The sequence below is a fragment of the Nocardioides sp. GXQ0305 genome, from assembly GCF_050880345.1.
GTDB lineage: Bacteria > Actinomycetota > Actinomycetes > Propionibacteriales > Nocardioidaceae > Nocardioides.
In genome coordinates, this window is the sequence record NZ_JBNYXG010000001.1 from 415,861 (window position 1) to 440,218 (window position 24,358).

The window sequence follows — 24,358 nt, forward strand, 5'->3', positions numbered from 1 at the left end:
TGTCAACGGACTCGATGCCTTCGAACATGTGTGCGACTAGGTTCGGGGCATGACGGCAGTCCTGGATCTGCACCCCACGCCCGGCCACCCGGCCGCGGCGGCTGCGGCGGTGCACGAGGCCCTCGACGCTGTCGACGGCGACGTGACCGGGTTGGCGCCGGAGCAGTACGCACGGGTGATCGCCGAGCTCGCGCGGGCCCGGTCGCGGATCCACGCGCTCGAGCTGAAGCTGGTGGCCGCGGCGGATCGGTCGAGGGTGGCCGAGACCGCGGGCTGCGCGTCCACCGGGTCGTGGCTCTCAAGCGTGACCCGGTCAGGCACGGCCGCGGCGTCCCGCTCGACCAAGCTGGCCAAGGAGCTCGACGACAAGCTGCCGGCCACGCAGAGCGGGCTCGCCGAGGGTGAGATCTCCGCCGAGCACGCCGCCGTCATCGCCCACGCGATCGCGAAGCTGCCCCGGGGGCTCGCCGGCGACCAGGTCGCCACGGTCGAGCGGCGCCTGGTCGCACAGGCTCGACGGGTCGACCCGACCCAGCTCCGCAGGCTCGCGTGGCGTGCCCTGGCGGCCGTCGAACCGGACCAGCAGAAGGTGGACGTCCACGAGAACGCCCAGGTCCACGAGGAGGAGCAAGCGGCGCTGGCCCGGGCCAGGCTGACCCTGCACGACAACGGCAACGGCACCATGTCGGGTCACTTCACCGTCCCGACCCTGGCCGGATCGATCCTGAAGAAGGTCGTCGACGCCCTGACCTCGCCCCGCCGCGGCAGACTCGGCGCCACCGAGGCGCAGGCGGGCGACCAGCGGGTCGACCGTGACTGGGCCCACCTCCGCGGGGTCGCGTTCACCCAGATCCTCGAACACCTGCCCACCGACCGGCTCCACGGCAGGGTTGCCGCGACCGTGATCGTCAAGCTCGACCTCGACGTCCTCCGCGGCCAGCTCCGGGCCGCCGGCCTCGATACCGGCGACCTCGTCTCCGCCGCCGAGGCGCGCCGGCTCGCGTGCAGCGCGGGGCTCGTGCCCGCCGTCCTCGGCGGAGCCTCGCAACCCCTCGACCTCGGGCGGAGCAGCCGACTGTTCACCGAGACCCAGCGCGTGGCCGGCGCCCTCCGGCACACCAGCTGCCTTGCCGATGGCTGCCAGACGCCGTACGCCTGGTGCGAGCTCCATCACCGACGACCCTGGAGCCATCACGGCGACACCGACCTCGCCGACATGGTCCCGCTGTGCGGGTTCCACCACCGGAGGATCCACGACCCCGGGCACCTCCACCGACGCCTGCCCGACGGCTCGATCAGGTTCGCCCGACGAACGTAGACCGCGGGCCCCAGGAGCTCAGCCGCCGGTGGCCTTCCGGCGTTCGGCGTCGTCGGTGGCATCCGCCTCCAGGCGCCGCAGCCCGGCGACGAGCAGGGGGTCCGCCTGGTCGGTGTACCCGCCGTCAGGGGCCAGCAGGTCGTGGAGTCGGCGGCGCATGCGAGGGTCCCAGAACTTCTCCAGGTGGGTCCCGATCTGGACCGCGGCGGCCTCGGCCCCGAGATGGGCGAACTGGCGGGCGATGTCGTTGCCCATGCGGATCTCGGGAGGAAGACCTCCGCTCACTGACGGCCCGCCATCTCGCGCTGGGCCGCCGCGCCCTCGGCACGGTTCCCCGCGTTGGCGACGCCGACCTGGACTGCCGTGACCTTGTACTCCGGGCAGTTCGTGGCCCAGTCGGAGTTCTCCGTCGTGACCACGTTGGCGCCCGTGACGGGGTGGTGGAACGTCGTGTAGACGACGCCCGCCGGCATCCGCTCGGACACCACCGCGGTCAGCGTGGTGGTGCCCACCCGCGAGGACAGCTCCACCCGGTCGCCGGTGGAGATCCCGCGCATGTCCGCATCGGCCGGATGGATCTCCAGCACGTCCTCGGGGTGCCAGGTCTGGTTGGCGGTCCGCCGGGTCTGCGCCCCCACGTTGTACTGGCTGAGGATCCGGCCCGTCGTCAGCACCAGCGGGTACCGGCGGTTGGTGCGCTCGGTCGTCGGCACGTAGACCGTCTCCACCAGCTTGCCCTTGCCGCGCACGAACTCGCCGATGTGCATCGTGGGAGTGCCGTGGGGTGCGGCGTCGTTGACCGGCCACTGCATCGAGCCCTCGGCGTCCAGCGCCGCGAACGAGACACCGGCGAAGGTGGGCGTGGTCTGGGCGATCTCGTCCATGATCTCCGCCGCCGAGGCGTAGTGCATGTCGTAGCCCATGGCCTGCGCGATCTCGCACACGACCTGCCACTCGTCCTTGCCGACCCGGCTGGGGAAGACCGGACGCACCCGGTTGATCCGGCGCTCGGCGTTGGTGAAGGTCCCGTCCTTCTCCAGGAAGCTGGAGCCGGGCAGGAAGACGTGGGCGAAGCGGGCGGTCTCGTTGAGGAACAGGTCCTGCACGACGACCAGCTCCATCGCCGACAGCGCCGCCTCCACGTGCTGGGTGTTGGGGTCGGACTGCGCGATGTCCTCGCCCTGGACGAAGAGTCCGTGGAAGGTCCCGCCGATCGCCGAGTCGAACATGTTGGGGATCCGCAGGCCGGGCTGCGGGTCCAGCTCGAGCCCCCACAGCGACTCGTAGATGCCGCGCACCTCGTCGCGGGACACGTGGCGGTAGCCCGGGAACTCGTGGGGGAAGGAACCCATGTCGCAGGAACCCTGCACGTTGTTCTGCCCGCGCAGCGGGTTCACCCCGACACCTTCCCGGCCGATGTTGCCGGTGACCATGGCGAGGTTCGCCATGCCCATCACCATCGTCGAGCCCTGGCTGTGCTCGGTGACGCCGAGGCCGTAGTAGATGGCGGAGTTGGGTCCGGCGGCGTACAACCGGGCGGCCTCGCGCAGCTGCTCCGGGGGTACGCCGGTCGCGGCCGCGGTCGACTCCGGCGAGTTCTCCTCCAGGGCGATGAACGCGAGGTACTCGTCGACGTTCTCGCAGCGGCTCCGCATGAACTCCTCGTCGTGCAGGCCCTCGGTGACGATGGTGTGGGCCATGGCGTTGACGAAGGCGACGTTCGAGCCCGGCAGCACCGGCAGGTGGTGGGCCGCCTCGATGTGCGGCGTGCGGACGATGTCGATCCGCCGGGGGTCGGCCACGACGATCTGGGCACCCGCGCGCAGCCGTCGCTTCATGCGGGAGGCGAAGACCGGGTGGGCGTCGGTGGGGTTCGCGCCGATCAGCAGGATCACGTCGGCGCTCTCCACCGACTTGAAGTCCTGGGTGCCCGCGGAGGTGCCGAAGGTCTGGTTCAACCCGTAGCCGGTGGGCGAGTGGCACACGCGCGCGCAGGTGTCGATGTTGTTGTTGCCGAACGCCGCCCGCACCATCTTCTGGACGACGTACACCTCCTCGTTGGTGCAGCGCGAGGAGGAGATGCCGCCGATGGCGCCGACGCCGTGCTCGGCCTGGATCGCCTTGAAGCCCTCGGCCACGCGGGCGATGGCCTCCTCCCAGGAGACGACCCGCCACTCCTCGTCGATGGAGTCGCGCACCATCGGGTGCATCTGCCGGTCGTCGTGGCTGGCGTAGCCGTAGGCGAAGCGGCCCTTCACGCACGAGTGGCCCTCGTTGGCGCCGCCGTCCTTGCTGGGGATCATCCGCACCACGCGGGTGTCCGGATCGAGGGGGCCCTCGCCGGAGACCTCGGCGCGGAAGGAGCAGCCCACGCCGCAGTAGGCGCAGGTGGTCTCGACGCTTCGGGTCGGCATCCCGAGGTCCACCAGCGACTTCTCGGCGAGGGCGTCGGTCGGGCACGCCTGCACGCACGCGCCGCAGGAGACGCACTCGGAGGACAGGAAGTCGACGCCGCCGGGGGTGATGCGGGAGTCGAAGCCGCGACCCTCGACCGTCAGCGCGAAGGTGCCCTGGATGTCGTCGCACGCGCGCACGCAGCGCGAGCAGACGATGCAAGCGGCGGGGTCGTAGTCGAAGTAGGGGTTGGAGGCGTCGGTGGCCTCCTCGACGTGCTGCCGGCCCAACCCGTAGCGGACCTCGGCGGCCCCGACCCGGGTGGCCACGGACTGGATCTCGCAGTTGCCACGTGCACAGCCGTCGCAGTCGGTGGGGTGGTCGGAGAGGTAGAGCTCCATCACGCCGCGTCGCAGCTGCTGGACCTGCTCGGTGTCGGTGCGCACGACCATGCCGTCGGCGCACGGGGTGGTGCACGACGCCGGGACGCCCTTGCCGTCCTCGACCTCGACCAGGCACATCCGGCAGGAGCCGAAGGCCTTCAGGGAGTCCGTGGCGCACAGCTTGGGCACGTCGATCCCGGCGAGCGCGGCCGCGCGCATCACCGACGTGCCCTCGGGTACGTCGACCGACCGGCCGTCGATGGTGAGGGTCACGGTCTCGCCCTCGACCGGTGGCGTGCCGAGGTCGGTCTCGGGCGCCCAGCGGGTCGAGTAGCTGGGCTGCTCGGTGGTGGTCATGAGGAGACCTCCTCCTGGTGGCTGCGGTCGAAGTCCTCGGGCCAGTGCCGGATCGCGCTCTGCACGGGCATCGGGGTGAGGCCGCCCATGGCGCACAGCGACCCCTTGGTCATGGTGGTGCACAGGTCGTCGACGAGCGCGAGGTTGCGCTCGACGTCGCGGCCAGCGATCACGTGGTCGAGCGTCTCCTTGCCACGCACCGCGCCGATCCGGCACGGCGTGCACTTGCCGCACGACTCCACGGCACAGAACTCGAAGGCGAAGCGGGCCATCCGGGCCATGTCGACGGTGTCGTCGAAGACCACGACGCCGCCGTGGCCGAGCATCGCCTCGACCTCGGCGAGCTCCTCGTAGCCCATCGGGGTGTCGAACTGCTCCGGGGGCACGTAGGCGCCCAGCGGCCCGCCGACCTGCACGGCCCGCACCGGTCGGCCGGTGAGCGTGCCGCCGCCGTACCCCTCGACCAGCTCGCCGAGCGTCACGCCCATCGGCAGCTCGACGATCCCGCCGCGGGCGATGTTCCCCGCCAGCTGGAAGACCTGGGTTCCGCGCGACTTGCCGACGCCGAGCTCGGCGTAGGCCTGGCCCCCGTCGGCGAGGATCATCGGCACCGCGCAGAGGGTCAGCACGTTGTTGACCGCGGTCGGTCGGCCGAAGAGGCCCTTGAGCGCCGGGATCGGCGGCCTGGCCCGCACCTCGCCGCGCCGACCCTCGAGGCTCTCCAGCATCGAGGACTCCTCGCCGCAGATGTAGGCACCGGCCCCCACGCGCACGTGGAGGTCGAAGCCGTGCCCGCTGCCGAGGATGTCGCGGCCGAGGAAGCCGTGGGTGTAGGCGGTCTCGATCGCCCGACGCAGGGCGGTGATCGCGTGCGGGTACTCGGAGCGGACGTAGACGTAGCCCTCGCTCGCGCCGACGGCGTACGACGCGATGGCCATGCCCTCGATCAGCGTGAACGGGTCGCCCTCGACCACCATCCGGTCGGCGAAGGTGCCGGAGTCGCCCTCGTCGAAGTTGCAGGCGACGAACTTCGTGTCCGCGTCGGCCTCGAGCACCGTCTTCCACTTGATGCCGGCGGGGAAGCCGGCGCCGCCGCGCCCGCGCAGCCCGGAGTCGGTGACCTCCTCCACCACCTCGGCGGGCGCCATCGTCAGCGCGCGCCGCAGACCGGTCCAGCCGCCGAGCGCCTCGAACCCCTCGACGTCCTGGGGGTCGATCACGCCCACCCGTGCGAAGGACACGCGCCGCTGGCCGGCGAGCCACGCGTGGTCGTCCACGACCCCGAGGCACTCGCCCTCGCCGTCGAGCACGCCGGCGGCGGCCTCCGGCGTGACGTTCGCGTAGCCGACCCGTCCTTCGTCGGTCTCGACCTCCACCAGCGGCTCGGCCCAGAGCATCCCGCGGGAGCCGTTCCGGCGTACGGTCGCGCCCGCGGCCGTGAGGGCGTCGGCGACCTCGTCGGCCCCGACCGAGACGGCGGCCGCGTCGGCGGGCACCCACACCGTGGTCATCGCCACTCCCCCGTGAGGGCGGCGATCCGCTCGCCGTCGAGGCGGCCGTGCAGCTGCCCGTCGAGCATCCCGCTGGGGCCCAGCGCGCAGTTGCCGAGGCAGAACACCTCGCGCACCTCGACGTCGCTGCCCTCGTGGGCGGCGACCGCCTCGACGAAGACCCGCTCGGCGCCCACGGCCTGGCAGGCCTCGGCGCGGCACAGCGCGATGGTGTGCGCGGGCGGGGGCGTGGTGCGGAAGTCGTGGTAGAAGCTCACCACTCCGTGCACCTCGGCGACCGAGAGGTTGAGGACGTCGGCGACCGCGGCGACGTCGTCGCGGGTGATGTGCCCGAACTCCTCCATCAGGTCGTGCAGGACCGGCATCAGTGGCCCGCGCTCACCCAGGTGCTGCCCGGTGATCGTGCGCACGCGCTGGGTGTGCGCGCTGACGGACTCGGTGGTCAAGGTGCCTCCGCTGTCGGTGTGACCCGTGTCTCCGAGCCTAGTTCACACGTCGTCGTCGACCTCTGTCCACAACCTGCCCGGGTGAGGACCGACGCCCGGGCGACCGCCGTCCCGGGGGTCGCCGCCATGGTGGACGGCGTGGCACGATGGTTCCTGACATGCGGACGGCAACGATCGGATATCGGACATGACGTACTACCGCCAGGTGGGTGAGGTGCCGCCCCAGCGGCACACCCAGCACCGTGACCCCGAGGGGAACCTGTACCGCGAGGAGCTTATGGGGGAGGAGGGGTTCTCCTCCGACTCCTCGCTGCTCTACCACCGCGGCGTCCCGTCGGCGATCGTGGACAGCCAGGTGTGGGAGCTCGGGGACCAGCGGCTGGCGCCGAACCACCCGCTGAAGCCGCGCCACCTGAGGCTCCACACCCTGTTCGAGGACGGCGCGGCAGCCTGCCCCGTGGAGGGGCGGCGGCTGGTGCTCGGCAACGCCGACGTCCGGATCGCCTACGTCGTGACCGGGACCGACGCCTCCCCCCTCTACCGCAACGCGATCGGCGACGAGTGCGTGTTCGTCCAGGAGGGCACCGGCACCGTCGAGACCGTCTTCGGGGTGGTGCCCTACCGGGCGGGCGACTACGTCCTCGTGCCGCGGGCCACCGACCACCGCTGGGTCCCCGCCGAGCCGAGCCGGCTGTACGCCATCGAGGCCAACAGCCACATCCACCCGCCGAAGCGCTACCTCAGCCGGTTCGGGCAGCTGCTCGAGCACGCGCCGTACTGCGAGCGCGACCTGCACGGCTCCACCGAGCCCCACCTCGCCGAGGGCAGCGACGTCGAGGTGCTGGTCAAGCACCGCACCTCGGCCGGGATCGTCGGCAGCCGGCTGACCTACGCGACCCACCCGTTCGACGTGGTCGGCTGGGACGGCTGCCTCTACCCGCACACCTTCAACATCGACGACTACATGCCGATCACCGGCAAGGTGCACCAGCCGCCGCCGGTGCACCAGGTCTTCGAGGGCTGGAACTTCGTGGTCTGCAACTTCCTGCCGCGGAAGGTCGACTACCACCCGCTGGCGATCCCGGTGCCCTACTACCACTCCAACGTCGACTCCGACGAGGTCATGTTCTACGTGGGCGGGGACTACGAGGCGCGTAAGGGGTCGGGGATCAACATCGGGTCGATCAGCCTGCACCCCGGCGGCCACGCGCACGGCCCGCAGCCGAGCGCGATCGAGGCCTCGCTCGGCGTCGACTACTTCGAGGAGTCGGCCGTCATGGTCGACACCTTCAAGCCGCTCGATCTCGGCGAGGGCGGGCTCGCCGCCGAGGACCCGGCGTACGCCTGGACCTGGGCGGGTGGAGCCCGCCGTGGGCCGGAGGCCGGCAGGGGGCCCGAAACGGAGGGGGACGGCGACGGGGGACCGGCGGTCTACTCGAACTCGTGACCTCACCGAGCCGCCGCGTGGTCCGCGACGGCGTCCTCGCCGGCGTGGCGTTCACCCTCGGTGGCTCGCTGTTCTCCTGCGGCGCCGCCATGGCCCAGGCCGGGGCCGAGCTCGTCGCCGTGAACCTCACCTACCTCGTCGGCGGCGTGTTCTTCAGTGGCGGCGGCTGGGTCTCGGTGCTGGCCGCGACGGCGCGGTCGCGCGCGTGGCGCAGCGCCGTCGTCCTGTTCGTGGGCACCCTGCTGTTCGCGGTCAGCCTGGTGGCGGCCTTCGCCTCGGGCCTCACACCACGGCAGTCCGACGGGTGGATCTGGCTCCCGGACATCCTCGGCTGCGTCTGCTTCCTGGTGTCCGGTCACCTCGCGATGCTCGACGTCGGACAGGGTCGGGTGCGGGTGCTGACCGGTGACGTGGACTGGTGGATCGTCGTCGTCAACCAGGTCGGGTCGGTGCTCTTCTTCCTCGCGGGACTGGCCGCGTTCGTCCGCCCCGCGACGAGCCAGTCGGTCGACGTCGGGCTGGTGAACTGGGGGACCTTCGCGGGCGCCGCGTGCTTCGCGGTCGCGGGGATCATCCAGATCGGGGGAGGACTGCGCGCCCTGCGGCGTGCTCCGCTCGCGGGATGACCGAGCCTGACGACGCCGCCGACGTGACGCTCTTCGGCAACCGCTTCCTGACCGAGGCCGCCCCGTCGGAGGCCTTCCCGGACGAGGGCATGACCCCCACCGATGCCCTGCGCCTGGTCGCCACCGACCTGGCGATGGACGGTGATCCGCAGCGCAACCTCGCCACGTTCGTCACGACCTGGATGGAGCCCGAGGCGCAACGGCTGATCGCGGGCAACCTGCACCGCAACTTCATCGACCACGCGGAGTACCCGATCTCGGCCGAGATCGAGCAGCGGTGCGTGCGGATGCTCGCCGACCTGTTCCGGGCCCCGGGGGCCACGACCGGCTGCCGGACCCAGGGCTCGTCCGAGGCGATCATGCTCGGCGCGCTGTCCCTGAAGTGGAAGTGGCGGGAACGCCGCCAGGCCGCGAACCTCGCGGTCGACCGTCCCAACCTGGTGTTCGGGGGCGACGTGCACGTCGTCTGGGAGAAGTTCTGCCGCTACTTCGACGTCGAGCCGCGGATCGTGCCGCTCGCCGAGGACAAGTACACGATCGGTCCCGACGACGTGGAGCCCTTCCTCGACGAGAACACGATCGGGGTGGTGGGCGTGCTCGGCACCACCTTCACCGGCCACCGCGACGACCTCGTCGGGATCAACGAGCTCCTCCTGCGGGTGAGGGAGGAGCGTGGCCTCGACATCCCGATGCACATCGACGGCGCGAGCGGCGGGTTCGTCTGGCCGTTCCTGTACCCCGACTCGCCGTGCGACTTCCGGCTCGAGCAGGTCCGCTCCATCAACGTCTCGGGGCACAAGTACGGCCTGGTCTACCCCGGCATCGGGTGGCTGGTCTTCCGCGAGGAGTCCGACCTCGCCCAGGACCTCGTCTTCTACGAGAACTACCTCGGAAAGACCGACGCCACGTTCACGCTCAACTTCTCCACGGGTGCCTCGATGGTGCTGGCCCAGTACTACAACTTCGTCCGGCTGGGGAGGAAGGGCTACACCTACGTGATGCGGCAGATGCAGCAGAACGCGCAGGCCCTCGCCGAGGGGTTGCGCGCGAGCGGGCGGTTCGAGGTGATCGGCGCCGACGAGGAGCAGCTCCCCCTGGTGGCCTTCCGGCTCGCCGGTGAGCACTCGTCGTACGACGAGTCCGACATCGCCTGGCAGCTGTCCGCCGAGCGCGGCTGGATGGTTCCGGCGTACACCCTCCCGCCCAACGCCCAGAACGTGAAGATCCTGCGGGCCCTGGTCAAGGAGACGATGAGCCGCGGGCAGGTCGACCAGTTCCTGCGCGACATCGCCGACGCGTGCGCGACCCTGGACGAGAAGGGCGGCGCCAGCGAGACCGAGCGGCAACAGGTCAAGACCGGCAGCGGCTACTGACCCGGGCTTGCCCGGCGCGTCCCACGCTTGACTCCCGCGTGAGGATGGACCCATGAGCCGTCACGCACCGGACCTGGACGGGTCGCCCGACGGGCGGGCTGAGCCGTGACCAACCCCGAGCGCGACCCCGACGAGCTGGTCCTCGACCCCTGCGCCGGGGTCGACGGGGTCGAGGTGCTGCCGCCGCGCGACGTGCCCCTGGGCGGTCCCCGTGCGATGCGGGTACGCCGGACCCTCCCGCAGCGGCACCGGTCCCTGATCGGGGCGTGGTGCTTCGTCGACCACTACGGGCCCGACGACGTCGCCGACACCGGCGGCATGTCGGTCGCCCCCCACCCCCACACGGGGCTGCAGACCGTGAGCTGGCTGTTCACCGGCGAGGTCGAGCACACCGACTCCGCGGGCCACCACGCGATGGTGCGTCCCGGCGAGGTCAACCTGATGACCGCGGGGCACGGCATCAGTCACTCCGAGGTGTCGACCCGGACCACCACGACCCTGCACGGTGCGCAGCTCTGGGTGGCGCTCCCCGACGCGTCCCGCGACGTCGCCCCGGGCTTCGACCACCACGCCCCCGACGCCGTCACCGGCGACGGCTGGGAGGCGCGGGTCTTCCTGGGGTCGCTGCTCGGCACCACGTCGCCGGTGCCCACCCACACGCCGCTGCTGGGGGCCGAGCTGCTGCTCGACGCCGGAGCCGACGTCACCCTCGACGTCGACCCGACCTTCGAGCACGGCGTCCTGGTCGACACCGGTGTGGTCACCGTCGACGGCACCGAGGTCAAGCAGGGCAACCTCGGCTACACCGCCCCGGGCCGGACGACGCTGACGCTGGCCGGCGGCGCCGAGCGCGTGCGGCTGCTGGTGCTGGGCGGGCCGCCGTTCGGCGAGCCGATCGTGATGTGGTGGAACTTCGTCGGGCGCAGCCACGACGAGGTCGTCGGCTACCGCGAGGAGTGGCAGCGCCAGATCGTCCGCGACGGGGAGGTGGTGGGCGACAGCCGCACGGTCGCCGACGGCCGGTTCGGGGTCGTCGACGACCCGCTGCCACCGATCCCCGCGCCCGAGATGCCCCACCACGTGCGGCTGCGCGAGCGTCGCTGACGTGCCGGGGCCGACCACCGGGGACGACGGCGTCCCCCGCTGCCCCTGGGGGGCCGGCGACCCGCTGCTCCGCGACTACCACGACCGCGAGTGGGGCGTCCCCATCCACGGCGAGGCCGCCCACCTCGAGCGGCTGACCCTCGAGGCCTTCCAGTCCGGGCTGTCGTGGCGGACCATCCTCGCCAAGCGGGAGAGCTTCCGCGCGGCGTTCGCGGGGTTCGACGCCGACGCGGTGGCGGCGTACGGCGACGGCGACCGTGCCCGGCTGCTGGCCGACACCGGCATCGTCCGCAACCGGCTCAAGGTCGACGCCGCGATCACCAACGCCCGGGCCACCGTCGCGCTGCGCGGGTCCGGCGGCCTCGAGGCGTTCGTCGAGGGCTTCCGTCCCGACGTCCACCCGGCGCCCTCGACGACCGAGGAGCTGGCGACCACGTCCCCGGAGTCGGTCGCGCTGTCGAAGGCCCTCAAGAAGGTCGGCTTCGTCTTCGTCGGCCCCACCACGATGTACGCCCTGATGGAGGCGATCGGGCTGGTCGACGACCACCTCGTGGGCTGCCACCGCCGCGGAGTGACTGACCGGTAACCTCCTCGGGCATGACCCGCGTGCACGCCTTCACCGACGACGCCCTCGGTCACCTCGACGCGGTGGGGCTGGTGGAGGAGATCCAGGCCCGCCGGGTGAGCATCCCGGAGGTGGTGGAGGCCGCCCTCGCCCGCACCGCGGCGGTCAACGACCGGCTCAACGCGGTCGCCCACGACGACGCCGAGGGTGCGCGCGTCCGTGCGGCCGACCCGCACGGCGGCTACTTCGCCGGGGTGCCGACCTACGTCAAGGACAACGTCGACGTCGCCGGCATGCCGACCCAGCAGGGAGCAGACGCGTGGCGGCCCAGCCCGCGGCCCACCGACGGCGACTTCGCGCGGATGTACCTCGCCACGGGGCTGCTGCCGCTCGGCAAGAGCCAGCTCTCGGAGTTCGGGTTCAGCGCCAGCGCGGAGCACCCGCGACTCGGTCCGGTCCGCTGCCCGTGGGACCCCGACCGTACGGCGGGCGCCTCGTCGGCGGGCTCGGCGGCGCTGGTGGCGGCCGGTGCCGTCCCGATCGCCCACGCCAACGACGGCGGCGGCTCGATCCGGATCCCGGCGTCCGTGAACGGCCTGGTCGGGCTCAAGCCCACGCGGGGCCGGCTGGCCCAGGACGCCATGATGCGGCAGATGCCGGTGCGGATCGTCGCCGACGGGGTGCTGACGCGCAGCGTCCGCGACACGGCCGCGTTCTACCGCGAGGCCGAGCGGGTCTACCGCGACCTGCGGCTGCCGCCGGTGGGCGACGTCCGCCACCCCGGGCACGCGCGGCGTCGGGTGGCCGTCGTGACCGAGGGTCTCGGACAGCCGGCCGCACCCGAGGTCGCCGACCTCACCTGGAAGACGGCCTCCTTGCTGGAGGAGCTCGGGCACTCCGTCACGCCGGTCGACCTGCCGCTCCCCGGGACGCTGCGCGACGACTTCCTCCTCTACTGGTCGATGCTGGCGCTGTTCACGGTCCGTACCGGACGCCGCACGTTCGGCCGGACCTGGGACGCGGGACAGCTCGACAACCTGACCCAGGGCCTCGCGGAGCACTCCCGCCGGCACGCGCACCGGCTGCCCCTGGCGATCGCGCGGCTCCGGGCCGTGCAGCGGCGCACCCGGGCGTTCTTCGACGAGTTCGACGTGGTCCTCTCGCCGACGCTGGCGCGGCAGACGCCGGAGATCGGGCACCTCGCGCCGACCCAGGACTACGACACCATCATCGCCCGGCTCGTCGACTGGGTGGCCTTCACGCCGCTCCACAACGTGACCGGCGACCCGGCGATCAGCCTGCCACTCGCGACCACCGCCGACGGGCTGCCGCAGGGCATGATGCTCGGGGCCGGCGCCGGTCGCGAGGACACCCTGCTCGAGCTGGCCCTGGAGCTCGAGGAGGCGCGACCCTGGGACCGGATCGACACCTGAGCGCGGCCCGGGTCACGAGCCGGCGCTGCCCGACGGGGTCCGGTAGTCGGCCCGCAGGACCGACGTCACCGAGTGGCCGGGATCACCGTTGTCGGCCTCGAGGCTGACGTCGATCGCGCTGTACCTCCCGAGCAACGACAGCGGCAGCCGGAAGGTGGTGCTCCCCTCGGCCTCCACCTGTCCCACCGGCAGCATCTTGTTCGTCTCCGGGTCGAGCAGCCACACGTAGTAGTAGTGACCTCCCCGGGGCCGCGGCAGTCCGGTGGTCTCGACCGTCATCGCCGCGACGTCCGAGCCGCTCATCGTGACCCGGCCGCGGCCCGGGGCGCCGTCGACGCCCTCGAGCCGGGTCTCGGCGACCTGCTCGACAGGAGGTGCCGGGGTCTCCGTCGGCTCCCGGTCGACCAGCAGGGCGGCGACCCCCGCTCCCGCGAGGACGACGGCAGCAGCGGCGATCCCGGCCACGACGCGCCTGCGCCGGTGCGGCGTCGGCGCCGGTGTGACCGGGTCCTCGGGCAGGGCCACGGCCTCCGGGGCGGCGAGGCTGCGGACCGACGCGGTCAGCAGGGAGTGGCCCACGGCCAGCTCGAGCAGCTCGTCCCGGCACTCCGAGCACCCCGCCACGTGGTCGCGGACCCGGACGACGTCGTCGGTCGACAGCTCACCGCGCAGGAGGGCGAGGAGGTCCAGGTGCGCCGTACCCGTGTCGTGATCCGTCATCGGACCTCTCCTTCCCGTTCGTCGCGCATCAGCTGCCCGAGCCGGCGGGTGCCGCGCGCCGCCCTGGCCTTCACGGTCCCGAGGGGCAGGCCGAGCCGCTCGGCGATCTCCCGCTGGGTCAGCTGCACGAAGTACGCCAGCTCGAGGACCACCCGCTCGTGCTCCGGAAGCCGTCGCAGGGTGCGGTGGACGTCCGCGGCATCGGCGAAGCGCTCCGCCGTCTCCCGACCATCGTCGCCGACCAGGTCGCGCAGTGTCTCGACATCGACCACGACCGCGCGCTTGGCGCGCAGCGCGTCGACCGCCCGGTGGTGGGCGATCGTGAACAGCCAGCTCGCCAGCCGCTGCCGCGGGTCGTACGTCGCAGCGTTGCGCCAAGCGTCCAGGAAGGTGCGCTGGAGGACGTCCTCGGCCTCGTTGCGGCCGACGTACCGGGTGAGGTAGCGCAGCAGCACCGGACCGTAGGCGCGGTAGGCCTCGGCGAGCGCCTCCTCGTCCCGCTGGGCCAGCCGGGCCCCGATCGTGTCACCGACCTCCACGTCAGGGGTTCGGAGCAGGTCGTCGGCCGGCTTGCCCGTGGGTCGCGCGTCGTCGGTCATCGCTCCGGCTCCGCGACCACGACGACGTTGTCCTGGTAGCCACCCCGGTCCGGCAGGAAGGCCCCACCGCAGGTGACGAGGTGCAGCCGGGGCGGCCCGCTCCGGCGGAACAGCGCGGGCAGGTCCAGCAGCGACTTCGCCACCTGGCGCACCGCGACCACCGAGTACGTCGTGCTCCCGTCGCGGTGGTCGAGCACGATCTCGGTGCCCTCGGCGAGGCCGGCCAGCCGGGCCAGGGGGCCGGCCCCGTCCTCCGCGGTGTCGACGTGACCGGAGACCACCACGGCGCCCCGCCGGTCGGTCGGGTCGGCGCCGTACCGGTACCAGGAGGTGGCCAAGGGGGTGGGTGGGAGCGCCATCAGGCCCTCCCGGTCCACTCCCATGGGCAGCACCGGGAGGCTCAGGCCGACGGCCCCGATGCCCAGCCGGGTCGGTGGGGTGTCCGGTGGCTGCGGCCTGGCCCGCGCCGACCGGGCCGTCGGGGCGGTCGCCTCGGCGCGCGGCGTCTCCTGCTCCGGCGCCACGACCCGGAGCGAGCGGGGGACCCGCTCCGGGTCGCGCCCGGGCGTCCCGGTCGTCCACGAGGCGCCACCGGCGACCAAGCCGCCCACGAGGGCGGCCGTCGCCACCACTCGGCCGGGCTTCGGCACGGCTGGTCCCGTCAGCTGTGCCGGGCGCTCGCCGTACGACGGACCAGGAGCCACGCGGCCGAGCCGGCCAGCAGCATGCCGGTCAGCGCCCAGGCCCACGTGGCCACCCCGTCGGACGCCGCCGCCTGGCCACCGGTGCCGCTCGGGACCCCGCCCGGGGCGGAGTGCAGCCCGCTGATCGTCTGCACCGCCAGGTCGAGGTTCTCCTCCTCGGCGCTGCCCCAGGCGTAGACGATGGTGTTCGCGCCCTCCGCCAGGTCGAGGTCGGCCGGCCCGATCGCCACGTCGGAGGTGCCCGCGAGCACCACGTCGGCCGAGACGGTGCCGGCGGGGACCTCGGTGGAGTCCTCGTTCGGGTTGGTCAGGTCGGTGAACACCGGCTCCTCGTCGGCGCGGACGTCGACGGCCGGCGCCGCTGCCGTGTGGCGGACGGTGAGCCGGGCCTGCCCGGCCGCGACCGGGGAGGTGTCGTTGACGAACGGCGTCAGGGCCGGGTCCCCGTTCGGCTGCAGGTGCGCGACGACGGTGATGTTCGCCCCGGCCGGGACGGCCACGCCGTTCGCCTCGATCAGCGCGTCGGCGTTCGGCCCGGCGCCGGCCTCGGTGACCTTCAGGTCGTACTCGCCCTGCGGCAGCGGGGTGGGGTCGGTGAGGGTGCCCGGCTCGAAGTCCGTGAGCAGCTCGTCGCCGTTGGCGTAGACGTCCACCGTCACGCCCGGGACGGCGTGCAGCACCGAGACGTCGGAGGTGCCGGCCTGGGCCGTCGCGGCCGGGCTCCCGAGCACCACGGTCCCCACGGCCAGCACTCCCGCCGCAGCCGCTCGCAGGATCTGGGTCTTCATCGCTCCACTCCTCTGGTCGCACGGCCCGTGCGTCCGGCACGGGGGGCCACCCGTGGTGGCCGCACCCGTCCTTCGCGGAGCGGTCCCGGATCGGTTGCCGCAGCACGGCGCGCGGCGCTCCCACAGGCCGTGCCGGCGGCGTCGCGTGGCTCCGGGAGAAGGGGCGTCAGGAGGCCCGTCGCGGGGCCCCGTGAGGGCCGCTCAGCCGATTTCTCGAACGCTCGGAGGACTGTGTAGTGTTCTCCGTCGTTGCCCCTTTAGCTCAGTCGGCAGAGCGTCTCCATGGTAAGGAGAAGGTCTACGGTTCGATTCCGTAAAGGGGCTCTGGACGCGGCCTTGCCCGACGGCGAGCCTCGTCCCGGTGGCGGGGTAGCTCAGGTGGTTAGAGCACACGGCTCATAATCGTGGTGTCGCGGGTTCGAGTCCCGCCCCCGCTACGACAGACCGACCGACCGCAGCACAGCGACACCCGACCGAAGGACTTCCCGTGGCCAGCAAGAGCTCCGACGTTCGCCCCAAGATCACCCTGGCGTGCCAGGAGTGCAAGGAGCGCAACTACATCACCAAGAAGAACCGGCGCAACAACCCCGACCGGCTCGAGATGTCCAAGTTCTGCCCGCGCTGCCGCAAGCACACCGCGCACCGGGAGACCCGCTGACGCCTCGTCCGCACCGACCGACCCGTCCGACGCCCGGACGGGTCGTTCGCATTTCACAGCTGGTTTCGACGCGCCGTCGCGGCCTCGCAGGCTCGGCCGCGGTCTTGCTCAACCTGTCGCCCCACGCCGTGCACTCCTTCGTCGTGCCCGACTAGGGTCGCCACATGCCGATCGACCAGTCGCTCGTCGGGCGGTCCTTCCCGCCGACCGCACCGCACCCCGTCACCGAGGAGCACGTCCGGGCCTTCGCCCGGGCGTCCGGGGGTGAGTACGACGGCGGCCCGGCCCCGGCGACGTACCCGATCGTGCTGGCCTTCGACGCCATGAACGCCTTCCTCCACGCCGAGCAGGTCGACCTGTTCCGGATCGTCCACGGCGACCAGAAGTTCTCCTACACCCGGCCGATCGTGCCCGGCGACGTGCTGACGGCCACGCTCACCGTCGCCAGCCTGCGGCAGATCGGCGGCGCCGACATCATCGGCACGAGCAGCGAGATCACCGACGCCGACGGCGCGGTCGTCTGCACCACGTCCGCGACGCTCGTCCACTCCGGCGGTGACGCGTGAACCCGGGAGACGTCCTCGAGGCACGTCGGTACGCCGTCACCCGCGCCGACCTGGTCGCGTACGCCGACGCGAGCGGCGACCACAACCCGATCCACCAGGACGAGGCGGTCGCGAGGTCGGTGGGGCTGCCCGACGTGATCGCCCACGGGATGTACACGATGGCGCTGGCGGCCCGCGCGGTCTCGGACTGGACCGGCGCCGCCGAGGTCGTCGAGCTGGGCTGCAAGTTCACCCGCCCCGTCGTGGTCCCGGCCGACGGCACCGTCACGGTCCGGGTCGCCGGGACCGTGAAGTCGGTCGACGACGGGCTGGCCACCCTCGCCCTCGAGGTCACCTGCGACGGGGAGAAGGTGCTCGGGATGCCCAAGGCCGTCGTCCGTGCCTGAGCCGGGACACCGGCTGGGCGACCACACCACCCTGCGGCTGGGCGGCCCCGCACGCCGGTGGGTCACCGCGACCACCGAGGCCGAGCTCGTCGAGGCGGTCGACGCCGCCGACCGCTCGGGCGAACCGGTGCTGGTCCTCGCGGGTGGCAGCAACCTCGTCGTGGCAGACGAGGGCTTCGACGGCGTGGTGGTCGAGGTGGCGACCCGGGGCGTGCACCCCGACGTCGACGACGACGTCTCGTGCGGTGGCGTGATGGTGACCGTGGCTGCCGGTGAGAGCTGGGACGACCTGGTCGGCACCGCGGTCGAGCGCGGCTGGATCGGCATCGAGGCCCTGTCGGGCATCCCTGGGTCGGTCGGCGCGACGCCGATCCAGAACGTCGGCGCCTACGGCCAGGAGGTCTCCCAGACGGTGGCCAGCGTCCGCGTCTGGGACCGGCGGCTGCACGGCGTCCGCACCTTCGCCAACGCCGACTGCGGCTTCGGCTACCGCCACTCCCGGTTCAAGGCCGACCCCGGCCGGCACGTCGTCCTCGACGTGACCTACCAGCTCGCGCAGGGGACCCTGGGCACCTCGGTGACCTACGCCGAGCTGTCGCGGCGGCTCGGCATCGAGTCCGGCGAGCGGGCTCCGCTCGCCGAGGTCCGCAACGCCGTGCTGGCGCTGCGCCGCGGCAAGGGCATGGTGCTCGACCCCGACGACCACGACACCTGGAGCGCCGGGTCGTTCTTCACCAACCCGGTGGTCGACGCGGCCGCCCTGCCCGACGGTGCGCCGGCCTGGCCGCAGCCCGACGGGCGGGTGAAGACCAGCGCCGCCTGGCTGATCGAGCGCGCCGGGTTCGGCAAGGGGTACGGCCTGGAAGGGGGAGCCGCCGTCTCGTTGTCCGCCAAGCACACCCTCGCGCTCACCAACCGGGGCGGTGCCACCACCGCCGAGCTGCTCGAGCTGGCCCGCACGGTCCGCGACGGGGTCGAGGCGGCGTTCGGGATCCGGCTGGTCAACGAGCCGGTGCTCGTGGGCTGCGAGCTCTGACCGCTCAGCGGCGGCGGGCCCGGACGACGGTGTCCAGGAGGTGACCCCGCTGCCCGTCGGGGCCGGTCGCGTCGCGCTCGCGCACCTCCGCGACCTCTATCTGCCACCCGTCGTCGAGGGCGAGGTCGGCGAGCTCGCGCTCGACGGTCGGGAACTCGTCGTGGCGGTCGGCGGGGACGTCGGACCACGGCGGCGGCGCGGCGTGCGCGACCACCAGCAGCCGGCCGCCCGGCGCGACGAGGGTGGCCGCCCGGCGCAGCACCGCGGCGCGCGGGAACTCCAGGGGTGACTGGAGGAAGCACCCGATGACCAGGTCGTACGGCGCGTCGTCCGGCCAGGTCGCCAGGTCGGCCAGGTCGGCGACCAGCCAGTGCGTCCGGTCGTCGAGACGGGCTGCCCGGGCGGCCGCGTCCGCCCGGCCCAGCGCAGTGGGGGAGAGGTCGAGGCCGGTGACGGTCCAGCCCCGCGCGGCCAGCCAGAGCGCGTCCCCGCCCTCGCCGCAGCCCAGGTCGAGCGCGTGGCCCGGCGCCAGGTCGGTCGCCTCGTCGACCAGCGCTCGGTTGGGCTCTCCCGACCAGATCCCCGAGGCCCCGGCGTACTTCTCCTCCCAGAAGTCCGTCGGGTCGCCGCTGGCGGAGTGATCGTGGGCATGGCGGTGCTCGGTCATCCTCCCAGCCTCCCGGGCTCCGCGCCCGGGGGCAAACGCTGTTGCCGTTCCGGCAACGTCAGGCCGGACTGCCGAGCCAGGCGTCGATGTCGGCGAGACCGGCGGAGACCACGTCGGACGGCGCGCGCGAGGCCCGGAAGGACATCCGGGCGAGCTCCGCGAGCTGGTCGTCGGTGAGCTCGTGGGCGGCGCGCATGGTGGCGTACTGACCCGCCAGCCGCGACCCGAAGAGCAACGGGTCGTCGGCGCCGAGGGCGACGGTCGCGCCGGCCTCGAGCAGCTCGGGGAGCGGCACCGAGGTGAGGTCGGAGTACACGCCGAGGGCGACGTTGGAGACCGGGCACACCTCCAGCGGGATGCCCGCCTCCACGATCTCGCCGAGCAGCCCGGGGTCCTCGGCCGCGCGGACCCCGTGGCCGAGCCGGCCGGGACGCAGCGTGTCGAGGCAGACCCGGACGTGGTCGGGCCCGCGCAGCTCGCCGCCGTGCGGCACCAGCAGCAGCCCCGCCCGCTCGGCGATGGCGAACGCCGGCGCGAAGTCGGCGGTCGACCCGCGCCGTTCGTCGTTGGACAGCCCGAACCCGATCACCCCGCGGCCGGCGTACTGGGCGGCCAGCCGGGCCAGGGTCCGGGCGTCGAGCGGGTGGCGGGTGCGGTTGGCGGCCACCACGAGCGCCATGCCGAGACCGGTGTCCCGGGAAGCCTCGGCCACCGCGTCGAGCACCAGGTCGGTGAAGGCGGTGATCCCGCCGAAGCGGGCGGCGTAGCCGGACGGGTCGACCTGGATCTCCAGCCAGCGGCCCCCGTCGCCGACGTCGTCCTCCGCCGCCTCGCGCACCAGCCGGCGTACGTCGTCCTCGGTGCGCAGCACCGACCGCGCCACGTCGTAGAGCCGCTGGAACCGGAACCAGCCCTTCTCGTCGGCCGCGGAGAGCTCCGGCGGCCACTCGCTCACCAGGGAGTCGGGCAGGTGGATCCCGTCACGCGCGGCGAGCTCGAGGAGGGTGCCGTGCCGCATCGAGCCGGTGAAATGAAGGTGGAGATGGGCTTTTGGCAGGGCCGCGAGCGGCCTCTGCCTCGTGCGCACCTGACGTCCCTCGCGCTCCGCGCTCGTCATGGTTGGGCGTCGGAGGTTGAGGTGCGAGGAGCGCCAGCGACGAGCCTCGAAACCCCGGGACCCACCCGGGGCCTCAGGCGAAGAGCTTCTGGAGGCGGGTGATCCCCTCGACCAGGTCGTCGTCGCCGAGGGCGTAGGAGAGCCGGAGGTAGCCGGGGGAGCCGAACGCCTCACCGGGCACGACCGCGACCTCCGCCTTCTCGAGGATGTACTCGGCGAGGTCGGCGGAGGTGTCGATCCGGGTGCCCTCGTGGTCGCGACCGAGCAGCCCCTTGACCTGTGGGTAGGCGTAGAACGCGCCGTGCGGGGTCGGGCACTCCACCCCCTCGATCTCGTTGAGCATCGACACGATCGTGCGGCGGCGCCGGTCGAAGGCGGTCTTCATCTCCTCGACGGCCGCCAGGTCGCCCGATACGGCCGCGATGGCGGCGCGCTGGGAGACGTTGGCGACGTTGGAGGTGGCGTGCGACTGCAGGTTCGTCGCCGCCTTGACCAGGTCGGGCGGCCCGATCATCCAGCCGACCCGCCAGCCCGTCATCGCGTAGGTCTTGGCGACGCCGTTGACCACCACGCAGTTGTCGGCGACGTCCGGGCACAGCACCGGGAGGGACCCGGTCTCGACGCCGTCGTAGACGAGGTGCTCGTAGATCTCGTCGGTCAGCACCCACAGCTCGTGGTCCTCGACCCAGCGGCCGATCTCCCGGATCTCCTCGGCCGTGTAGACGGCACCGGTCGGGTTCGACGGCGAGACGAACAGCAGCACCTTGGTCTGGGGGGTCCGGGCCGCCTCCAGCTGGTCGACGGTCACCTTGTAGTCCTGGGTCTCGTCGGCGAGCACCTCGACCGGGACGCCACCGGCCAGGCGGATCGCCTCCGGGTACGTCGTCCAGTACGGCGCCGGGACAATGACCTCGTCGCCCGGGTCGAGCATCGCCGCGAACGCGTCGTAGATGGCCTGCTTGCCGCCGTTGGTCACCAGCACCTGCGACGGGGCCACCTCGAGCCCGCTGTCGCGACGGGTCTTGTCGACGATCGCCTGCTTGAGCTCGGGCAGTCCGCCGGCGGGGGTGTAGCGGTGGTTGCGGGGGTCGCGGCACGCCTCGACCGCCGCCTCCACGACGTAGCCCGGCGTCGGGAAGTCGGGCTCACCCGCACCGAAACCGATCACGGGCCGGCCCTCGGCCTTGAGCGCCTTGGCCTTCGCGTCGACCTTCAGGGTGGCCGACTCGGCGATGCCGCCGAGCCGCTCGGAGACGCGTCGGGCACGAGGAGACGTCGCGGGGCTGGTCATGGCCCCATCGTAGGCGCGGCAGGCGTTTGGACGAGGGCGAGGTGCACCCCGTAGACTGCGGCGTTGGTGGACTCCCCCCAATGCTTCGGCCTGCCCCAGAGAACCTGGAACAGGTGGTCCGGCCATGGGGATGCCACGTGGAGGGCACTAGCTCAACTGGCAGAGCATCGGTCTCCAAAACCGAAGGTTGGGGGTTCAAGTCCCTCGTGCCCTGCGAGGACCCGACGGTCCTGACGGAAACGACGAAGAACGAGAAGCCACGAGGCGGACGAGGAAGAGGTAGAGGCTGCGATGACGGACAGTCGTGCAGATCGCCGCGACGACACCCGGCAGCGGACCAGCCCGGTCACGTTCTACCGGCAGGTCGTCGCCGAGCTGCGCAAGGTCGTCTGGCCGACCCAGGAACAGCTGGTCACCTACTTCATCGTGACCCTCGTGTTCGTGGCCTTCTTCATGGTCCTGGTGTCCGCGCTCGACCTCGCGTTCGGAGAGCTCGTGTTCGAGATCTTCACGCGGGGCGAGTCCTGAGCCGACGCCGGGAACAGCAGGGGCCGAGCGCCCACCACCCAGGTCCGGACCACCGGACGAACGAGATGAGCGGATGACGGAGCAGAGCGTGTCGGAGCAGCAGCACCCCGAGGTCGACGAGGCCACCGAGGCCGCCGAGGCCGAGGACGCCCCCGAGCCGGTCGACGAGGCCGACGCCGGCGCCTCGGACCCCGTGACGGTCGACGAGACGGTCGGGCCTGCCGCCGAGGAGTCCGCGCCGGCCGACGAGGCGGACGAGCCTGACGAGGCGGACGAGCCCGCTGCCGAGGAGTCCGCTGCGGCCGACGCCGAGGACCCCCTCGAGGCGTTCCGCCGGGAGCTGCTGGCCAAGCCCGGTGACTGGTTCGTCGTGCACACCTACTCCGGCATGGAGAAGCGGGTGAAGTCCAACCTCGAGAACCGCATCAACTCGCTGAACATGGAGGACTACATCCACGAGGTCGTGGTCCCCACCGAGGACGTCGCGGAGATCAAGAACGGCCAGCGCAAGATGGTCAACCGCACCCGGTTCGCCGGCTACGTCCTGGTCCGGATGGACCTCACCGACGAGTCCTGGGCCGCCGTACGCCACACGCCGTCGGTGACCGGGTTCGTGGGCCACGCCCACCAGCCGGTGCCGCTGAGCATGGACGAGGTCGAGAACTGGCTCGCCCCCACGTTCACCGCCCCCGAGGCGGAGGCCGTACCGGCGGGCGAGGGCGCTGCCGCGAGTGCGGGCGCCCCGGCCAAGCGGCCCGTCGAGGTCGCCGACTTCTCCGTCTCCGACTCGGTGATGGTGGTCGACGGCCCGTTCGCGACGCTGCACGCGACGATCACCGAGATCAACGCCGACACCCAGAGGGTCAAGGCCCTCGTCGAGATCTTCGGCCGGGAGACCCCGGTCGAGCTGAGCTTCAGCCAGATCCAGCGGGTCTGAGGCCGGCAACACCAGGTGGCAGGGCCGGTCCGGCCCGCATGACCACGACGTACGACACGAAGGACAGGACAGGCAATGCCTCCCAAGAAGAAGGTCGCTGCACTCGTCAAGGTGCAGCTGCAGGCCGGTGCCGCGACGCCGGCCCCGCCCGTCGGTACCGCGCTCGGTCCCCACGGCGTCAACATCATGGACTTCTGCAAGGCCTACAACGCCCAGACGGAGTCCATGCGCGGCAACGTCATCCCCGTGGAGATCACCATCTACGAGGACCGGTCGTTCACGTTCATCACCAAGACGCCGCCGGCCGCTGAGCTGATCAAGAAGGCCGCGGGCCTGCAGAAGGGCTCCGGCGTCCCCCACAAGGAGAAGGTCGGCAAGCTCACCAAGGACCAGGTCCGCGAGATCGCCCAGACCAAGCTCCCCGACCTCAACGCCAACGACATCGACGCCGCGATGAAGATCGTCGAGGGCACCGCCCGCTCGATGGGCGTCACGACGGAGGGGAACTGACATGCAGCGCAGCAAGACCTACCGCGCCGCGGCGGAGCAGATCGCCCCGGACGAGCTGTACGCCCCACTGACCGCGATCAAGATCGCCAAGGGTGGCTCGAAGAAGAAGTTCGACGAGACCGTCGACGTCGTCATGCGTCTCGGTGTCGACCCCCGCAAGGCGGACCAGATGGTGCGCGGCACCGTCAACCTGCCCCACGGCACCGGCAAGACCGCCCGCGTGCTCGTGTTCGCGGGCGGCGACAAGGCCGAGGCCGCTCGTGAGGCCGGCGCCGACGTCGTCGGTGGCGACGAGCTGATCGAGAAGGTGTCCGGCGGCTGGCTCGACTTCGACGCCGTCGTCGCGACCCCGGACATGATGGGCAAGGTCGGCCGGCTCGGTCGCGTGCTCGGTCCCCGTGGCCTGATGCCGAACCCCAAGACCGGCACCGTCACCCCCGACCCGGCCAAGGCCGTCTCCGACATCAAGGGCGGCAAGATCGAGTTCCGGGTCGACCGCCACGCCAACCTGCACTTCATCATCGGCAAGGCGTCGTTCTCCGAGGTCCAGCTGGCCGAGAACTACGCCGCCGCCCTCGAGGAGGTGCTGCGGCTCAAGCCCGCCAGTTCCAAGGGTCGCTACATCAAGAAGGTGACGCTGTCGACCACGATGGGTCCCGGCGTCCCGATCGATCCCAACCGCACCAAGAACGTCGCTGCCGAGGACGCCGCTGCCGAGTGACCTCCCCCGCGCCGTACGACGGCCTGGTGCCCTGCGGGGCGCCGGGCCGTCGGCGATTTGTGGTGGTCGCGACCCCGCCCGTAGAGTGACCGCCGTAACCAGAGACCGCCGGTGGCCCACCAGGGCCGAAGGTTCCGCAGCCGCGGACGGCCAGCGCAGGTGACAGAGCAGGA

The 24,358-nt window shown here is 72.3% G+C and carries 26 protein-coding genes and 3 tRNA genes; 18 read left to right on the forward strand and 11 right to left on the reverse strand.

What is annotated here, in order from left to right:
* Nucleotides 1–49: 49 nt before the first annotated feature.
* A complete protein-coding gene (locus ACQ1X7_RS02020; RefSeq protein ID WP_432476474.1) occupies nucleotides 50–1,318 on the forward strand; it encodes a DUF222 domain-containing protein in 1,269 nt (422 codons plus the stop codon).
* 18 nt (nucleotides 1,319–1,336) lie between these two features.
* Here ACQ1X7_RS02020 and ACQ1X7_RS02025 read toward each other — a convergent pair whose 3' ends face one another.
* Genes ACQ1X7_RS02025 through ACQ1X7_RS02040 form a run of 4 tightly spaced genes read right to left on the reverse strand, consistent with a single transcriptional unit; the run spans nucleotide 1,337 to nucleotide 6,409 of the window.
* Entirely contained in the window at nucleotides 1,337–1,573 is a 237-nt protein-coding gene (locus ACQ1X7_RS02025; RefSeq protein ID WP_432476475.1) for a formate dehydrogenase subunit delta, read from the reverse strand.
* A gap of 26 nt (nucleotides 1,574–1,599) precedes the next feature.
* Entirely contained in the window at nucleotides 1,600–4,452 is a 2,853-nt protein-coding gene (fdhF, locus tag ACQ1X7_RS02030) for a formate dehydrogenase subunit alpha (protein WP_432476476.1), read from the reverse strand.
* Nucleotides 4,449–5,963: an NADH-ubiquinone oxidoreductase-F iron-sulfur binding region domain-containing protein gene (locus ACQ1X7_RS02035; protein ID WP_432476477.1), complete on the reverse strand. Its 1,515-nt coding sequence runs from the start codon at nucleotides 5,961–5,963 to the stop codon at nucleotides 4,449–4,451. The genes fdhF and ACQ1X7_RS02035 overlap by 4 nt, the downstream gene beginning before the upstream one ends.
* Nucleotides 5,960–6,409 carry an NAD(P)H-dependent oxidoreductase subunit E gene (locus ACQ1X7_RS02040; RefSeq protein ID WP_432476478.1) on the reverse strand — a complete coding sequence of 150 codons (450 nt, stop codon included), beginning with the start codon at nucleotides 6,407–6,409 and terminating at the stop codon, nucleotides 5,960–5,962. The genes ACQ1X7_RS02035 and ACQ1X7_RS02040 overlap by 4 nt, the downstream gene beginning before the upstream one ends.
* 187 nt (nucleotides 6,410–6,596) lie before the next feature.
* Between ACQ1X7_RS02040 and ACQ1X7_RS02045 the strand changes: the two genes are divergently transcribed.
* The 6 genes from ACQ1X7_RS02045 (at nucleotide 6,597) to ACQ1X7_RS02070 (ending at nucleotide 12,957) form a co-directional block, all read left to right on the forward strand.
* The gene (locus tag ACQ1X7_RS02045; protein WP_432476479.1) at nucleotides 6,597–7,856 is read left to right on the forward strand and encodes a homogentisate 1,2-dioxygenase; all 1,260 of its coding nucleotides are present in this window, start codon (nucleotides 6,597–6,599) and stop codon (nucleotides 7,854–7,856) included.
* Nucleotides 7,853–8,482: a hypothetical protein gene (locus ACQ1X7_RS02050; protein ID WP_432476480.1), complete on the forward strand. Its 630-nt coding sequence runs from the start codon at nucleotides 7,853–7,855 to the stop codon at nucleotides 8,480–8,482. The genes ACQ1X7_RS02045 and ACQ1X7_RS02050 overlap by 4 nt, the downstream gene beginning before the upstream one ends.
* Nucleotides 8,479–9,855: a glutamate decarboxylase gene (locus ACQ1X7_RS02055; RefSeq protein ID WP_432476481.1), complete on the forward strand. Its 1,377-nt coding sequence runs from the start codon at nucleotides 8,479–8,481 to the stop codon at nucleotides 9,853–9,855. The genes ACQ1X7_RS02050 and ACQ1X7_RS02055 overlap by 4 nt, the downstream gene beginning before the upstream one ends.
* 105 nt (nucleotides 9,856–9,960) lie before the next feature.
* The gene (locus ACQ1X7_RS02060; RefSeq protein WP_432476482.1) at nucleotides 9,961–10,959 is read left to right on the forward strand and encodes a pirin family protein; all 999 of its coding nucleotides are present in this window, start codon (nucleotides 9,961–9,963) and stop codon (nucleotides 10,957–10,959) included.
* A 1-nt stretch (nucleotide 10,960) separates the two neighbouring features.
* On the forward strand, nucleotides 10,961–11,545 hold the full coding sequence (locus tag ACQ1X7_RS02065; protein WP_432476483.1) for a DNA-3-methyladenine glycosylase I: 585 nt from the start codon (nucleotides 10,961–10,963) through the stop codon (nucleotides 11,543–11,545).
* An 11-nt stretch (nucleotides 11,546–11,556) separates the two neighbouring features.
* A complete protein-coding gene (locus ACQ1X7_RS02070) occupies nucleotides 11,557–12,957 on the forward strand; it encodes an amidase (RefSeq protein WP_432476484.1) in 1,401 nt (466 codons plus the stop codon).
* Between the two features lie 12 nt (nucleotides 12,958–12,969).
* Here the strand turns inward: ACQ1X7_RS02070 and ACQ1X7_RS02075 are convergent, their stop codons facing one another.
* Genes ACQ1X7_RS02075 through ACQ1X7_RS02090 form a run of 4 tightly spaced genes read right to left on the reverse strand, consistent with a single transcriptional unit; the run spans nucleotide 12,970 to nucleotide 15,768 of the window.
* Nucleotides 12,970–13,677 carry an anti-sigma factor gene (locus ACQ1X7_RS02075; RefSeq protein ID WP_432476485.1) on the reverse strand — a complete coding sequence of 236 codons (708 nt, stop codon included), beginning with the start codon at nucleotides 13,675–13,677 and terminating at the stop codon, nucleotides 12,970–12,972.
* Nucleotides 13,674–14,276 carry an RNA polymerase sigma factor gene (locus tag ACQ1X7_RS02080; protein ID WP_432476486.1) on the reverse strand — a complete coding sequence of 201 codons (603 nt, stop codon included), beginning with the start codon at nucleotides 14,274–14,276 and terminating at the stop codon, nucleotides 13,674–13,676. Before ACQ1X7_RS02080 ends, ACQ1X7_RS02075 begins: the two co-directional genes overlap by 4 nt.
* Complete coding sequence (locus ACQ1X7_RS02085) at nucleotides 14,273–14,926, reverse strand: class F sortase (protein ID WP_432476487.1); 654 nt, start codon at nucleotides 14,924–14,926, stop codon at nucleotides 14,273–14,275. The genes ACQ1X7_RS02080 and ACQ1X7_RS02085 overlap by 4 nt, the downstream gene beginning before the upstream one ends.
* Before the next feature lie 11 nt (nucleotides 14,927–14,937).
* Complete coding sequence (locus tag ACQ1X7_RS02090; RefSeq protein ID WP_432476488.1) at nucleotides 14,938–15,768, reverse strand: DUF4397 domain-containing protein; 831 nt, start codon at nucleotides 15,766–15,768, stop codon at nucleotides 14,938–14,940.
* A 251-nt stretch (nucleotides 15,769–16,019) separates the two neighbouring features.
* On the opposite strand from ACQ1X7_RS02090, the gene ACQ1X7_RS02095 reads away from it, so the two are divergent.
* From ACQ1X7_RS02095 to ACQ1X7_RS02120, 6 genes are all read left to right on the forward strand, one after another.
* Nucleotides 16,020–16,092 (forward strand) — tRNA-Thr (locus ACQ1X7_RS02095).
* A gap of 39 nt (nucleotides 16,093–16,131) precedes the next feature.
* A tRNA-Met gene (locus tag ACQ1X7_RS02100) sits at nucleotides 16,132–16,205 on the forward strand.
* A gap of 50 nt (nucleotides 16,206–16,255) precedes the next feature.
* Nucleotides 16,256–16,426, forward strand: coding sequence for a 50S ribosomal protein L33 (rpmG, locus tag ACQ1X7_RS02105; protein ID WP_432476489.1), 171 nt, complete (start codon nucleotides 16,256–16,258; stop codon nucleotides 16,424–16,426).
* Between the two features lie 164 nt (nucleotides 16,427–16,590).
* Complete coding sequence (locus ACQ1X7_RS02110; RefSeq protein ID WP_432476490.1) at nucleotides 16,591–16,992, forward strand: FAS1-like dehydratase domain-containing protein; 402 nt, start codon at nucleotides 16,591–16,593, stop codon at nucleotides 16,990–16,992.
* Nucleotides 16,989–17,378 carry a MaoC/PaaZ C-terminal domain-containing protein gene (locus ACQ1X7_RS02115; protein WP_432476491.1) on the forward strand — a complete coding sequence of 130 codons (390 nt, stop codon included), beginning with the start codon at nucleotides 16,989–16,991 and terminating at the stop codon, nucleotides 17,376–17,378. Before ACQ1X7_RS02110 ends, ACQ1X7_RS02115 begins: the two co-directional genes overlap by 4 nt.
* Nucleotides 17,371–18,414: a UDP-N-acetylmuramate dehydrogenase gene (locus ACQ1X7_RS02120; protein WP_432476492.1), complete on the forward strand. Its 1,044-nt coding sequence runs from the start codon at nucleotides 17,371–17,373 to the stop codon at nucleotides 18,412–18,414. The genes ACQ1X7_RS02115 and ACQ1X7_RS02120 overlap by 8 nt, the downstream gene beginning before the upstream one ends.
* 4 nt (nucleotides 18,415–18,418) lie before the next feature.
* Here the strand turns inward: ACQ1X7_RS02120 and ACQ1X7_RS02125 are convergent, their stop codons facing one another.
* The 3 genes from ACQ1X7_RS02125 to ACQ1X7_RS02135 all read right to left on the reverse strand — a co-directional run bounded on the left by ACQ1X7_RS02125 (nucleotide 18,419) and on the right by ACQ1X7_RS02135 (nucleotide 21,489).
* A complete protein-coding gene (locus ACQ1X7_RS02125; protein ID WP_432476493.1) occupies nucleotides 18,419–19,081 on the reverse strand; it encodes a class I SAM-dependent methyltransferase in 663 nt (220 codons plus the stop codon).
* 58 nt (nucleotides 19,082–19,139) lie between these two features.
* Nucleotides 19,140–20,198: an adenosine deaminase gene (locus ACQ1X7_RS02130; protein WP_432476494.1), complete on the reverse strand. Its 1,059-nt coding sequence runs from the start codon at nucleotides 20,196–20,198 to the stop codon at nucleotides 19,140–19,142.
* A gap of 73 nt (nucleotides 20,199–20,271) precedes the next feature.
* Nucleotides 20,272–21,489 carry a pyridoxal phosphate-dependent aminotransferase gene (locus ACQ1X7_RS02135; RefSeq protein ID WP_432476495.1) on the reverse strand — a complete coding sequence of 406 codons (1,218 nt, stop codon included), beginning with the start codon at nucleotides 21,487–21,489 and terminating at the stop codon, nucleotides 20,272–20,274.
* A gap of 141 nt (nucleotides 21,490–21,630) precedes the next feature.
* On the opposite strand from ACQ1X7_RS02135, the gene ACQ1X7_RS02140 reads away from it, so the two are divergent.
* From ACQ1X7_RS02140 to rplA, 5 genes are all read left to right on the forward strand, one after another.
* Nucleotides 21,631–21,703: transfer RNA gene (locus ACQ1X7_RS02140), tRNA-Trp, on the forward strand.
* 77 nt (nucleotides 21,704–21,780) lie between these two features.
* Nucleotides 21,781–22,017 (forward strand): preprotein translocase subunit SecE, encoded by a 237-nt coding sequence (gene secE / locus ACQ1X7_RS02145; protein WP_432476496.1) that lies wholly within the window; start codon nucleotides 21,781–21,783, stop codon nucleotides 22,015–22,017.
* 73 nt (nucleotides 22,018–22,090) lie between these two features.
* A complete protein-coding gene (gene nusG, locus ACQ1X7_RS02150) occupies nucleotides 22,091–22,954 on the forward strand; it encodes a transcription termination/antitermination protein NusG (RefSeq protein WP_432476497.1) in 864 nt (287 codons plus the stop codon).
* Nucleotides 22,955–23,029: 75 nt separating this feature from the next.
* Entirely contained in the window at nucleotides 23,030–23,464 is a 435-nt protein-coding gene (gene rplK, locus ACQ1X7_RS02155) for a 50S ribosomal protein L11 (RefSeq protein WP_432476498.1), read from the forward strand.
* A 1-nt stretch (nucleotide 23,465) separates the two neighbouring features.
* A complete protein-coding gene (gene rplA, locus ACQ1X7_RS02160) occupies nucleotides 23,466–24,185 on the forward strand; it encodes a 50S ribosomal protein L1 (protein WP_432476499.1) in 720 nt (239 codons plus the stop codon).
* The last annotated feature ends 173 nt before the right edge of the window (nucleotides 24,186–24,358 follow it).

Excerpts from the sequence above, each read along its gene's own strand:
- ACQ1X7_RS02080 (WP_432476486.1), bottom strand. The coding sequence starts at position 14,276 with ATGACCGACGACGCGCGACCCACGGGCAAGCCGGCCGACGACCTGCTC.
- ACQ1X7_RS02130 (WP_432476494.1), bottom strand. The coding sequence starts at position 20,198 with ATGACGAGCGCGGAGCGCGAGGGACGTCAGGTGCGCACGAGGCAGAGG.
- ACQ1X7_RS02135 (WP_432476495.1), bottom strand. The coding sequence starts at position 21,489 with ATGACCAGCCCCGCGACGTCTCCTCGTGCCCGACGCGTCTCCGAGCGG.
- rplK (WP_432476498.1), top strand. The coding sequence starts at position 23,030 with ATGCCTCCCAAGAAGAAGGTCGCTGCACTCGTCAAGGTGCAGCTGCAG.
- ACQ1X7_RS02025 (WP_432476475.1), bottom strand. The coding sequence starts at position 1,573 with ATGGGCAACGACATCGCCCGCCAGTTCGCCCATCTCGGGGCCGAGGCC.
- ACQ1X7_RS02125 (WP_432476493.1), bottom strand. The coding sequence starts at position 19,081 with ATGACCGAGCACCGCCATGCCCACGATCACTCCGCCAGCGGCGACCCG.
- ACQ1X7_RS02090 (WP_432476488.1), bottom strand. The coding sequence starts at position 15,768 with ATGAAGACCCAGATCCTGCGAGCGGCTGCGGCGGGAGTGCTGGCCGTG.
- ACQ1X7_RS02020 (WP_432476474.1), top strand. The coding sequence starts at position 50 with ATGACGGCAGTCCTGGATCTGCACCCCACGCCCGGCCACCCGGCCGCG.
- ACQ1X7_RS02075 (WP_432476485.1), bottom strand. The coding sequence starts at position 13,677 with ATGACGGATCACGACACGGGTACGGCGCACCTGGACCTCCTCGCCCTC.
- fdhF (WP_432476476.1), bottom strand. The coding sequence starts at position 4,452 with ATGACCACCACCGAGCAGCCCAGCTACTCGACCCGCTGGGCGCCCGAG.
- ACQ1X7_RS02110 (WP_432476490.1), top strand. The coding sequence starts at position 16,591 with ATGCCGATCGACCAGTCGCTCGTCGGGCGGTCCTTCCCGCCGACCGCA.
- ACQ1X7_RS02045 (WP_432476479.1), top strand. The coding sequence starts at position 6,597 with ATGACGTACTACCGCCAGGTGGGTGAGGTGCCGCCCCAGCGGCACACC.
- ACQ1X7_RS02070 (WP_432476484.1), top strand. The coding sequence starts at position 11,557 with ATGACCCGCGTGCACGCCTTCACCGACGACGCCCTCGGTCACCTCGAC.
- rplA (WP_432476499.1), top strand. The coding sequence starts at position 23,466 with ATGCAGCGCAGCAAGACCTACCGCGCCGCGGCGGAGCAGATCGCCCCG.
- ACQ1X7_RS02055 (WP_432476481.1), top strand. The coding sequence starts at position 8,479 with ATGACCGAGCCTGACGACGCCGCCGACGTGACGCTCTTCGGCAACCGC.
- nusG (WP_432476497.1), top strand. The coding sequence starts at position 22,091 with ATGACGGAGCAGAGCGTGTCGGAGCAGCAGCACCCCGAGGTCGACGAG.
- ACQ1X7_RS02035 (WP_432476477.1), bottom strand. The coding sequence starts at position 5,963 with ATGACCACGGTGTGGGTGCCCGCCGACGCGGCCGCCGTCTCGGTCGGG.
- secE (WP_432476496.1), top strand. The coding sequence starts at position 21,781 with ATGACGGACAGTCGTGCAGATCGCCGCGACGACACCCGGCAGCGGACC.